Origin of the sequence: Streptomyces sp. SID3343, from assembly GCF_009865215.1 — a bacterium.
In the GTDB taxonomy this organism is placed as follows: Bacteria; Actinomycetota; Actinomycetes; order Streptomycetales; family Streptomycetaceae; genus Embleya.
Genome location: NZ_WWJX01001424.1, coordinates 1 through 9,595 on the forward strand (window position 1 = coordinate 1; position 9,595 = coordinate 9,595).

Annotated in this window: 15 protein-coding genes and 1 pseudogene; 11 read left to right on the forward strand and 5 right to left on the reverse strand. The window is 69.5% G+C overall.

Annotation, left to right across the window (positions count from 1 at the left end):
• The 4 genes and pseudogenes from GT354_RS45415 to GT354_RS45430 form a co-directional block, all read left to right on the forward strand.
• Window positions 1-494 (forward strand): annotated as a pseudogene (locus GT354_RS45415) (hypothetical protein); the annotation flags it as partial.
• A gap of 427 nt (window positions 495-921) precedes the next feature.
• Window positions 922-1,761, forward strand: coding sequence for a sulfurtransferase (locus GT354_RS45420; protein ID WP_161363277.1), 840 nt, complete (start codon window positions 922-924; stop codon window positions 1,759-1,761).
• A 57-nt stretch (window positions 1,762-1,818) separates the two neighbouring features.
• A complete protein-coding gene (locus tag GT354_RS45425) occupies window positions 1,819-2,112 on the forward strand; it encodes a DUF1416 domain-containing protein (RefSeq protein WP_161363279.1) in 294 nt (97 codons plus the stop codon).
• Window positions 2,113-2,372: 260 nt separating this feature from the next.
• Window positions 2,373-2,696, forward strand: a complete 324-nt coding sequence (locus GT354_RS45430) for a multidrug efflux SMR transporter (RefSeq protein WP_161363281.1) — start codon at window positions 2,373-2,375, stop codon at window positions 2,694-2,696.
• Between the two features lie 13 nt (window positions 2,697-2,709).
• On the opposite strand, the gene GT354_RS45435 is transcribed toward GT354_RS45430, so the two are convergent.
• Complete coding sequence (locus GT354_RS45435) at window positions 2,710-3,072, reverse strand: DsrE family protein (RefSeq protein WP_161363283.1); 363 nt, start codon at window positions 3,070-3,072, stop codon at window positions 2,710-2,712.
• Window positions 3,073-3,301: 229 nt separating this feature from the next.
• Between GT354_RS45435 and GT354_RS45440 the strand changes: the two genes are divergently transcribed.
• The 3 genes from GT354_RS45440 to GT354_RS45450 all read left to right on the forward strand — a co-directional run bounded on the left by GT354_RS45440 (window position 3,302) and on the right by GT354_RS45450 (window position 5,338).
• The gene (locus GT354_RS45440; protein ID WP_161363285.1) at window positions 3,302-3,817 is read left to right on the forward strand and encodes an FABP family protein; all 516 of its coding nucleotides are present in this window, start codon (window positions 3,302-3,304) and stop codon (window positions 3,815-3,817) included.
• Window positions 3,818-3,852: 35 nt separating this feature from the next.
• Window positions 3,853-4,278 (forward strand): Fur family transcriptional regulator, encoded by a 426-nt coding sequence (locus GT354_RS45445; protein WP_346012473.1) that lies wholly within the window; start codon window positions 3,853-3,855, stop codon window positions 4,276-4,278.
• Window positions 4,279-4,387: 109 nt separating this feature from the next.
• Complete coding sequence (locus GT354_RS45450) at window positions 4,388-5,338, forward strand: folate-binding protein YgfZ (protein ID WP_161363287.1); 951 nt, start codon at window positions 4,388-4,390, stop codon at window positions 5,336-5,338.
• 25 nt (window positions 5,339-5,363) lie between these two features.
• Here the strand turns inward: GT354_RS45450 and GT354_RS45455 are convergent, their stop codons facing one another.
• Window positions 5,364-5,552, reverse strand: a complete 189-nt coding sequence (locus tag GT354_RS45455) for a hypothetical protein (protein WP_161363290.1) — start codon at window positions 5,550-5,552, stop codon at window positions 5,364-5,366.
• A gap of 129 nt (window positions 5,553-5,681) precedes the next feature.
• A complete protein-coding gene (gene dtd, locus GT354_RS45460) occupies window positions 5,682-6,107 on the reverse strand; it encodes a D-aminoacyl-tRNA deacylase (protein WP_161363292.1) in 426 nt (141 codons plus the stop codon).
• Window positions 6,108-6,189: 82 nt separating this feature from the next.
• Here dtd and GT354_RS45465 point away from each other — a divergent pair, with 82 nt between their 5' ends.
• The 4 genes from GT354_RS45465 (at window position 6,190) to GT354_RS45480 (ending at window position 8,315) form a co-directional block, all read left to right on the forward strand.
• The gene (locus GT354_RS45465; protein WP_161363294.1) at window positions 6,190-6,711 is read left to right on the forward strand and encodes an ABC transporter substrate-binding protein; all 522 of its coding nucleotides are present in this window, start codon (window positions 6,190-6,192) and stop codon (window positions 6,709-6,711) included.
• 96 nt (window positions 6,712-6,807) lie between these two features.
• A complete protein-coding gene (locus GT354_RS45470) occupies window positions 6,808-7,278 on the forward strand; it encodes a helix-turn-helix transcriptional regulator (RefSeq protein WP_161363296.1) in 471 nt (156 codons plus the stop codon).
• Window positions 7,279-7,286: 8 nt separating this feature from the next.
• Window positions 7,287-7,850 carry a hypothetical protein gene (locus GT354_RS45475; RefSeq protein WP_161363298.1) on the forward strand — a complete coding sequence of 188 codons (564 nt, stop codon included), beginning with the start codon at window positions 7,287-7,289 and terminating at the stop codon, window positions 7,848-7,850.
• Window positions 7,851-7,967: 117 nt separating this feature from the next.
• Window positions 7,968-8,315 carry a DUF2516 family protein gene (locus GT354_RS45480; RefSeq protein WP_237536102.1) on the forward strand — a complete coding sequence of 116 codons (348 nt, stop codon included), beginning with the start codon at window positions 7,968-7,970 and terminating at the stop codon, window positions 8,313-8,315.
• Window positions 8,316-8,381: 66 nt separating this feature from the next.
• On the opposite strand, the gene GT354_RS45485 is transcribed toward GT354_RS45480, so the two are convergent.
• Window positions 8,382-8,825, reverse strand: coding sequence for a response regulator (locus tag GT354_RS45485; protein ID WP_161363300.1), 444 nt, complete (start codon window positions 8,823-8,825; stop codon window positions 8,382-8,384).
• Window positions 8,822-9,595: ATP-binding protein (locus tag GT354_RS45490; RefSeq protein ID WP_237536103.1), on the reverse strand; the 774-nt coding region annotated here is incomplete at its 5' end. The genes GT354_RS45490 and GT354_RS45485, both read right to left, overlap by 4 nt.

Sequence of the window (9,595 nt, forward strand, 5' to 3'; positions counted from 1 at the left end):
GCCGCCGGCACGTCCGGATCGTGCTGGCCGCCGCCGCGGCGGTGCTCGTGGTCCTCGCGGGCACGATCGGCTGGTCCGTGGGCGACTCCTCGGACGGCGGCGACCGAGCCGACGCGCCCGCGCCGAGCCTCGCCCCCGTGCGGACCCCGTCGGGGACGGCCGGTTTCGACCCGGCGGCCGGGCGTACGGCGCGCGGGAGCGACCCGCGGTCCGGCATCGGTGCCGAGGTGCGCTACGCCGCGTCCGAGTGGGGCAGCAACGTGGACCTGACGGTGTCCGGCATCCAACCGGGCACGCGCTGCCGACTCGACGTGTACGGCAGCAGGGGCCGCGTGGAGACGGCGTCCTCGTGGGTCGTTCCGCCGGCCGGCTATCCGGCCGGCGAACAACTGCGCGGAACCACCGGCATCTCGGTCGGCGAGATCACCGGTTTCTCGGTGAAGACGGTCGCGGACGACACGAAGCTTCTGGAGATCGAGCCGGGGAAACAGTGACAAACCCCCTGCTAATGCTCCCTCGTCTCACAGTGCGGACAAAAATGTCTCGCATCTTGGACCAGGCATGACATGCGCGCCCTGCGTACCTACGATCGGTGTTGTGAAGCGACAGGCGGATGTACTCACCAAGCGGCGCGCAGTGGACCTGTGCCGCACGCAGACCTGCCTGTGTTGCGCTGACTGACCTGCCGACAGTCGTCGTTCGCGCGCCGTTTCGGCGGACCGCGACCGACCGTCGGCCCTCGGGGCCCGATTCCGCGTGACGACGCGGCACGACGGGCACCCGCTCTCCCGGTAGCAACCCCCGACATTCGTGTGCCGCGGCGCCGCGGCATGCACGGCTGTACCCGAACCGGCGCGCACCCGCGCGCAGCGGGTGAATTCCTCTGCATCTTCCGCGTACTTCTTCACCGGAGGTATCCCCATGAGCCGCACCGACGTCCTCGTAGACGCCGACTGGGTCGAGGCCCACCTGAACGACCCGAAGGTCGTTCTGGTCGAGGTCGACGAAGACACCGCCGCCTACGTGAAGAACCACATCCGCGGCGCCGTGCGCATCGACTGGCGCGACGACCTGCAGGACCCGGTCAAGCGCGACTTCGTCGACGAGGCGGGCTTCGGCGCGCTCCTGTCGGCCAAGGGCATCGCCAACGACGACACCGTGGTGCTCTACGGCGGCAACAACAACTGGTTCGCGTCGTACGCCTACTGGTACTTCAAGCTCTACGGCCACGGCGACGTCAAGCTGCTCGACGGCGGTCGCAAGAAGTGGGAGCTCGACTCGCGTGAGCTCGTCGTCGAGGTCCCCGAGCGCGCCGCGACGAGCTACGTCGCCAAGCCGCAGGACACCTCGATCCGCGCCTGGCGCGACGACGTGCTCGCCGCGATCGGTTCGCTGAACCTGGTCGACGTGCGTTCGCCCGACGAGTTCTCGGGCAAGCTGCTCGCCCCGGCGCACCTGCCGCAGGAGCAGTCGCAAAAGGCCGGCCACGTGCCGACCGCGAAGAACATCCCGTGGTCGAAGGCCGCCAACGACGACGGCACCTTCAAGACCAACGAAGAGCTCACCGCGCTCTACGAGGGCGAGGGCGTGGACCTGGCGAAGGACACCATCGCCTACTGCCGCATCGGCGAGCGCTCGGCGCACACGTGGTTCGTCCTGCACGAGCTGCTGGAGCAGGGCAACGTTCGCAACTACGACGGCTCGTGGACCGAGTACGGCGCGCTGGTCGGCGTGCCGATCGAGCTCGGCGACGGCAAGTGAGCGACGGCTACCCCACTTACCCGATAGCCCACCACCCGGTGACAGGGAGCAGGAACGATGTGCGGTGCGAAGGCCGGCGGCCCGGATCTGGCAGGAGTTGACGTGGCGAAAGAGACGATCATCCAGGGGTCGGTGACCAAGGGCGGACAGCCCATCAACGGCTACGTGCGTCTGCTCGACGCGGGCGGTGACTTCACCGCGGAGGTGCCCACGTCCGTGACCGGACAGTTCCGCTTCTTCGCGGCCCCGGGCAACTGGACCGTGCGTGCGCTCGTCCCCGGCGCGACCGTGGACCGCAGCGTCGTCGTGGCCGAGAAGGGCACCGTCGCCGAGGTCGAGATCGCGGTCTGATCCCGACCCCGACGGCAGCGGGTCTCCTTCGGACGTACACCTTCGGACCCCGCGACCCGATCGGCCGCACGACGACCCCGTCCCTCCCCACGTGCTCGGGGGAGGGACGGGGTTGTTTTGTGTGCACGTCGCGGCCGGGGGCAGAAAGGTTTCCGTGCACCGGTGGTAGACCTATCCGGAGTTACATCGGAGCTCGCGTACATACGGGGTCCGCGTACATACCGAAACATGGGGCAGGGCGCGACGCCGGGAGGCAACACGTGGCATGGGTGATCGTGATCATCGCGGGAGTCCTGGAGACCGGGTTCGCCATCATGCTCAAGCAGAGCCACGGATTCACCCGACTGTGGCCCACGATCGGCTTCGCGGCCTGCGCCCTCGGCAGTTTCGGACTGCTGACCTACGCCCTCAAGACCCTGGAAGTGGGCCCCGCCTACGCGGTCTGGACCGGCATCGGCGCGGCGGGCACCGCCCTCGTGGGCATCTGGCTGCTCAACGAGGGCTCGTCGCCGCTCAAGCTGATCTCGATCGGCCTGGTCCTGCTCGGCGTGATCGGCCTGAACATCTCCGGGATCAGCCACTGACCCGCTCGGTGGATCAGTAGACGAGTGCCTGCGCACCGTCCGCGAGGGCTTCCTGGACGAACACCTGGGCGCCCGCGATCCGCACCCCCGGCAGGACGTCGGCGCCGGTGATCGCGCGGCGGGCCGCGCACTGCGTGCACAGTGTCACCCGGCCGCCGGCGAGCAGTGCGTCGATGAGGTCGGGCAGCGGGGCGGCGTGCGGCAGGTCGAACTCGGCCGCGCGCCCCGGGAGCGCGAACCACGACGACTCGCCGGTGAGCCACAACGACACGTCCACCCCGGACGCGAGCGCCACCGACGCCACCGTGAACGCCTGCGAGCAGCGCTCGGGCGCGTCCTGACCTGCGGTGACCTTGACCACGAGAGATCGCTTCACGGCCCGCAGCCTATACACTGAGGCCGTTTGGCACCCTGCACGGTCGATCGCATAGGCACGAGGAGCTCCCGGGCGATGCACATTTTCTTCATTGCGCTGATGGTTCTGGTCGGCGTTCTCGTCGCCTGGTTCGCCGCCCTGACCGTGTCCAAGCTGTACAAGGGCCAGAACTGATCCACGGGCGGGTAGGCTGATCGGCCGTACCCGACCCCGGAAGCGGCTTGTTCACATGATCGAAATCCCGGACGACCTCCACCTGGACCTCGTCCCGCTCGCGTTCCTGCTCGGCACGTGGGAAGGCGCCGGCGTCGGCGACTACCCGACGATCGAGGCGTTTCGCTTCGGCCAGCAGGTCAATTTCGACTACATCGCCGACAAGCCGTTCCTCACCTACTCGTCGCGCACCTGGCTGCTCGACGACCAGGGCGAGCGGGTGCGTCCGCTCGCGACCGAGACCGGCTTCTGGCGCTCGCGCCTGGACGGCTCGATCGACGTGACCCTCGCGCACCCCACCGGCATCGTCGAGATCTGGCTGGGCACGGTCCAGGGTCCACGCCTGGAGATGCGCACCGACGTGGTCGCGCGCACCGAGGACGCCAAGGAGTACACCGCGGGCCACCGGCTCTACGGCCTGGTCAAGAGCGAGCTGATGTACGCCTACGACATGGCCGCGATGGGGCAGCCGCTCCAGGCCCACGTGTCCGCCCAGCTCAAGCGCGTCGACGCGGAGCTCGCCGCCGAATAGCCCGAACGGCCCGTCGCACTCGTAAACTTCCCGTCGTGAGCAGCGACTGGAAGCACGAGCTTCGCGAGAAGGGCTATCGGCTCACGCCGCAACGCCAACTCGTCCTCGAAGCGGTGAACACCCTCGGCCACGCGACGCCGGACGAGATCCTGGTCGAGGTGCACAAGACGGCCGGCGGGATCAACATCTCGACCGTCTACCGCACCCTCGAACTGCTCGAACAGCTCGACCTGGTCACCCACGCCCACCTCGGACACGGCGCGCCGACCTATCATCCGGCGGACGCGGGCGGGCACCTGCACCTGGTCTGCCGGGACTGCGGCACGGTGATCGAGGTCGAGACCGAGGTCGCCGCGGCGATGGGCAAGCGAGTGCGCGAGGAGCACGGATTCGACATCGACCTCGCGCACTTCGCGATCTTCGGTCGATGCGCGCGGTGCTCGGCGGCGCGAGTTCCCTGAGGTTCGCCGCCCGGCCCGCTCGTTCGCACCACCGCGTTCGTTCGGCCCCCGTTCGTCGATCCCCCGCTCGTTCGGATCGCCCGCTCGCGCGGTCTCGTACGCTGGGGACATGTCCACGAGCCCTTTGCTGTCCCTGCCCCGAGCGGTCGCCGCGGAAGCCCCCGACGCGGGTGTCGCCGCGCACTACGGCGATCCCCTGCGCGAGCAACGCCGGCTGGAGGCGGGCGAGGGTTTCGTCGACCTCTCCCACCACGACGTCGTCCGGGTGTCCGGGCCCGACCGACTGAGCTGGCTGCACTCGCTGAGCACGCAACACCTGACGAACCTCGAGCCGCACGAGGCGACCACCACGCTCGTGCTGAGCCCCAAGGGGCACATCGAGCACGCGCTCTACGGCGTGGACGACGGCGAGGCGTTCTGGGCGCACGTGGAGTCCGGCGAGGGGGCCGCGCTCGTCGCGTTCCTGGACAAGATGCGCTTCATGCTGCGGGTCGAGGTCGCCGACGTCGGCGCCGACTACGCGATCGTGTACGAGGCGCGCGACCTCGGTGACACTCCCGAGGACGTGCTCGTGCGTCGGATGCCGTACGGGCGCGAGCTGTTCCTGCCGCGCGAGCGCCTGGCGGAGTACGGCCGCACGCACGCCGATCCGGCCGGGATGTGGGCCTACGAGGCGCTGCGGGTCGCCGCGCGTCGGCCGCGCGTGGGCCAGGAGACGGACCACCGCACGATCGTGCACGAGCTGGGCCTGATCGACTCCGCCGTGCACTTGGACAAGGGCTGCTACCGCGGCCAGGAGACGGTCGCGCGCGTACACAACCTGGGCAAGCCGCCGCGCCGCCTGGTGTTCCTGCACCTGGACGGCACGCCGGAGGCGCTCCCCGAGCACGGCGCGCCCGTCGAACTCGACGGCCGCCAGGTCGGCTTCGTCACCAGCGCGGCGCGCCACCACGAACTCGGGCCGATCGCCCTGGCCCTGGTCAAGCGCAACACCGCAGTGGACGCGGAGCTCCAGGCCGGCGGGGTGGCGGCGACCCAGGAGGTCGTGGTCCCCGCCTAGCGCTGTCTCCCGAGACCGGAACCGGTCAGCGAATCTCGCGGCGGCGGATGCGGTGGATGCGCCGCCGCTGCGAGCGGTCCAAGGCGAAGTAGGCGACCACCGGAAGGCCGATCGCCACGGCCACCACGCCCCAGGCGATCCACGTCGGCAGCAGGAACAGCGCGATGATCGCCACGACGATCCCCGCCGCGATGTACGGGCCTCGATGAGACACGGTCCCACCCCTCTCGGTCGGTGTACCCGATGCCATTCTGCGTCGCGGATCGCCCGGGGGACATGGGGACAACCCCCGATGTCCTCGCGGATCTCCCGCGTCACCGGCTCGTCTGCCCCCTCGTCGGGGTCACATGTCCACGACGAGGGTCATCGGTCCGTCGTTGACGAGCGCGACCTTCATGTCCGCGCCGAACACGCCGGTCTCCACGTGTGCCCCCAGGGTGCGCAGCCGGGCCACCACCGCTTCGACGAGCGGCTCGGCCACCGGCCCCGGCGCGGCCTCGTTCCAGGTCGGCCGCCGCCCCTTGCGGGCATCGCCGTACAGCGTGAATTGCGAGATCACCAGCAGCGGCGCGGCCAGGTCCGAGCAGGACTTCTCGCCGTCGAGCACGCGCAGGCTCCACAGCTTCGCCGCCAGTCGGTGGGCGATCTCGGGGGTGTCGGTGTGGGTCACGCCCACGAGCACACACAACCCGGGGCCCACGATCGAGCCGACGATCGCCCCCTCGACGGTCACGGAAGCCTCGGTCACCACCTGCAGGACGGCACGCATGGAGCCATTGTGCCCACCCGTCCGGAGCCATTCCCCACCATGTGGCACGCGAGGGTCTGTCCGACATGACACGATGCGTCTCATGGTGGATCTTCCCGACGGAGTGGCCCCCGAGGCCATCCGCGCGCTCACGCTGAGTCGGGTTCGCGAACTCATGCGCGACGCCCAGCGCGAGGAGAACGATCTGTCCTACCTGCGGAGGCTGCTCCAGGGGCGGATCGACATCCTGCGCGCCGAACTGGCCCGACGGTCCGGGCAGGACGGCGCCGAACCCGAGTCGCCCGTGGTGGGCCGGCTGCCCGAGATCCTGTCCGAGTCGAGACCGCCCACGCGCGGCGCCCGGCACGTCAACGTCCAGCCGCCGCGCACCGATCGCTACCGGAGCTGGATCGAGCAACTGCTCGCCGACGTCGGCCTGTCCGACCTCCCCGCGCACAGCGACGCGGAATTGGGCGACGCGCTCGCCAAGCTCGCCGCCCACGAGCACGAGGTGTCCTCCCGACGGCACCGCCTCCAGCGCACCGCCGACGACTGCGCCGCCGAGATCACCCGCCGCTATCGCGAGGGCGAGGCCAAGGTCGAGGACCTGCTGTCCGGTCGTTGACGGCGCGACCGGGAACAGCACGGCGGCGCAGCGGGCGGAACACGCTTGCTAGCGCTGTGCTTGCAATAGCTAGCACGGTCTGTGCATGCTGGAGCCATGGCTGGTCTGAACGTCGGCTCGCTGGGTGAGTACATCCGGGAGCAACGCCGCAACGCGCAATATTCGCTTCGGCAACTCGCCGAGGCGGCCGGGGTCTCGAACCCCTATCTGAGCCAGATCGAGCGCGGACTGCGGCGGCCGAGCGCGGAGATCCTTCAGCAGATCGCGAAGGCCCTGCGCATCTCGGCGGAAACGCTCTACGTGCAGGCGGGCATCCTCGACGAACGCGAAGAGGGTGACCGCGAGGTACGCACCGCGATCATGGCGGATCCGGCGATCAGCGACCGTCAAAAGCGCGTCCTCATCGAAATCTACGAGGCGTTCCGCAAGGAAAACGCCCCGGACGGCGCAGCACAGGACGGCGCAACGCAAGACGGCGCAACGCAGAACGGCAAGGGCGCCGCCGAAGGAACCGAGAACGGCAAGGCCGGCCAGGCCGCAACCGACCGCCTCGATCCCCAGGAATGAGGAACACCATGGCAATCGCCACGGACCTGAAGAAGACCCTGACCGACTCCACCCCCCTGTACGTCGTCGCCGGCGCCGGCGACCTGGTCGTGGAGAAGATCCGCGAACTGCGGGTCGATCTCAACGCCGACCCGAAGGTGCTGCGCGAGCGCATCCAGACCTCGGTCGCGTCGGCCCGCGAGAGCGTGCAGACCCTGCCCGAGCGCACCCAGTCCCTCGCCGACAAGACCCAGTCCTTCGCCAAGTCCCGGGTGGACAAGGCAAAGGAGGTCTACGAGGACCTCGCGGCACGCGGACACAAGCTCGTCGACCGGGTCGACCGCCAGGAGAGCACCAAGCGGGCCAAGTCGTCGCTGCGCACCACCGAGAGCAAGGTCAAGGCCACGACCACCGCCGCCAAGCGCGGCGCGGTCAACGCCCGGAGCCAGGCCAAGGCGACCGCGACGGCGGCGGCCAAGGCCGCCGACGCCGCGGCCGACGCGGTCGAGCAGAGCGCGAAGAAGGTCGGCGACTCGAACTCCAAGCCGGCCGGCACCGGTTCGGCCAAATCGAGCGGCCCCGCCGCCCGCTGACACGCGAGCGATCGGTGTGGTGCGCGGCCTCGCAACACCCCGAGGCCGCGCACCGCATGCCAGACTGGGCTTCCCGCACGACGCGGTGGCCCAAGGCCGCCTCGCAGAGGAGGACCGATGGAACTGGCCATGGCCGATGGTCTGCTGACGGCCAAGTTCGGCGAGGTGATGACCTGGCTCTTCCTGGGCATCCTGTTGCTGAAGGTCTTCTGCCTGTTCGACGCGGCGTTCCGACGCGAGGACGCGTTCCGCGCCGCGGACAAGCAGAAGAAGTCGTTCTGGCTGATCCTGCTCGGCGTCGCGGTCGTCGTCGACGTTTTGCCCACGGGGCTGGGCCTGATGCTCATGCTCGCCGGCCTGGTGGCCGCGATCGTCTACCTCGTCGACGTGCGTCCCGCGCTCAAGCAGGTCGGCGGCCGGCGCGGCGGCGGTGGCACCCACATGGGGCCCTACGGCCCCTGGTGAGCGCGCCCGCGCCACCGCGCCCCGATCGACACCGGCCCTCGTGCCGCCCGTCGCGCCGCACGGTGTTCAGCGCGTCGGGAGCTTGACCACCGAGACGAAGAACTCGTCGATGTGGCGCACCACGTTGATGAACTGCTCGAAGTCCACGGGCTTGGTGACGTAGGCGTTCGCGTGCAGGTGGTAGCTGCGCAGCACGTCCTCCTCGGCCTCCGACGTGGTCAGCACGACCACCGGGATGCGCCGCAGGTCCTCGTCGGCCTTGATCTCCTCCAGCACCTCACGGCCGTCCTTGCGCGGCAGATTGAGGTCCAACAGGATCAGGTCCGGGCGCGGCGCGTCGGCGAAGGGATCCTCTCGACGCAGGAAGGCCACCGCCTCGACGCCGTCGCTGACCACGTGCAGCGAGTTGCGGACCTTGTTGTCCGCGAACGCCTCGCGCGTCATCAAGACGTCGCCCGGGTCGTCCTCGACCAACAGGACCTCGATGGCTCCCTCTACGGGCTGACTCATGCACTGCTCCCTCGTACGGCGTCTTCCGTCGGTTCATCAAACCGCTGATCGGCGGTGGGCGGCTGTGAGTCCGCGGATCCGGCTTCGCGGGGTTCGGGCACGTCGCCGGATTCCGGCGGCGAACCGGGAAGAGTCCAGCGGATCGTGGTGCCGTTCGCTGCCTCCGGGTCGAGCCAGATCCGGCCGCCGTGATACTCGACGATCTTCTTGCACATGGCCAGGCCGATCCCGGTGCCGCCGTAGGCGTCCTTGGGATGCAGGCGCTGGAAGATGACGAAGATCCGTTCGGCGTACTGGGGTTCGATGCCGATCCCGTTGTCGGTGCAGCTGAACTCCCACTGCTCGCCGTCCCAGCGCGCCCCCACGTGCACCCGCGGGGCCTCTTCGGCGTGGAACTTGATCGCGTTGCCGACCAGGTTCTGCACCAGTTGGCCCAGGAGCAGGCTGTCGCCCGGGACCGTGGGCAGCGGGTCGGCGGTGACCTGGGCGTCGCTCTCCTCGCGGGCGCCGGCCAGGGCGTGCAGCGCGTGTTCCATGCACTTCTCGAGGTCGACGTCGCTCAGTTCGGTGTCGAGCCGGCCCACGCGCGAGAACGCGAGGAGGTCGTTGATCAGCGTCTGCATCCGCTTGGCGCCGTCGACCGCGAAGGCGATGTACTGGTCGGCGCGGTCGTCGAGTTGGCCCTTGTACCGCTTTTCCAGAAGTTGGCAGAAGCTGGCCACCTTGCGCAGCGGTTCCTGGAGGTCGTGCGACGCGACGTAGGCGAACTG